1 protein-coding gene is annotated in these 566 nt (G+C 65.9%); it reads right to left on the bottom strand.

Annotated features, from left to right (window positions below):
- On the bottom strand, positions 1–429 hold a 429-nt coding region (locus J0A65_RS25295), incomplete at its 3' end, for a hypothetical protein (protein ID WP_206596977.1).
- Between the last annotated feature and the right edge of the window lie 137 nt (positions 430–566).

Genomic DNA, 566 nt, shown 5'->3' with positions numbered 1-566 from the left:
ATGCTGCGCATACAGCGGCGCACCGCGCTCGGGGTCGGGGGTGATGGCCGGTGTCTGCGCCACCTGATACAGCTCGGCCAGGCGGGCACTGAGCTGACGCGCCTGGTGCGCAACGTCTGCGCCGGGCTGACGCTGCTCGACGGCATGCTTCAGCGCAGCGATGCCCTGTTCCAGCTCAGCGCGTTCGGCCTTGGCCGGCAGTGCGACCACCAGTCCCTGCAGGACCCCGATGAATTCCAGCTGCTCGCGGTACTCGCCCGCGTCGACCACCTGGCCGTCGGCCACCGTGGCCGGATAGTCGGCGCCAATGTAGCCGAGCATGTGCAGGGCCTGGGCGGCGCCATCGAGTGGTTCGGCCAGGGCAGCGAGGCTGCCGAGTGCCAGCAGCGGCAGCATCAGCCAGGAGAACAGGGAACGATAACGACTCATCAATGCATTCCGAAACGCGAATGGATGGCATTAAATTGTTGCCGGCCTGCCCTGCGCAGACAAGGAAAATATGAAATATTTGGTAACAACCCGCCGAGTGGCCGCCCGCAGGCGGCCGGGCATGGGCTTCAGACGGC

It is taken from the genome of Bowmanella yangjiangensis (genome assembly GCF_017255015.1).
In the GTDB taxonomy this organism is placed as follows: Bacteria; Pseudomonadota; Gammaproteobacteria; order Enterobacterales; family Alteromonadaceae; genus Bowmanella; species Bowmanella yangjiangensis.
This window is presented reverse-complemented; position numbering and strand designations above follow the sequence as displayed.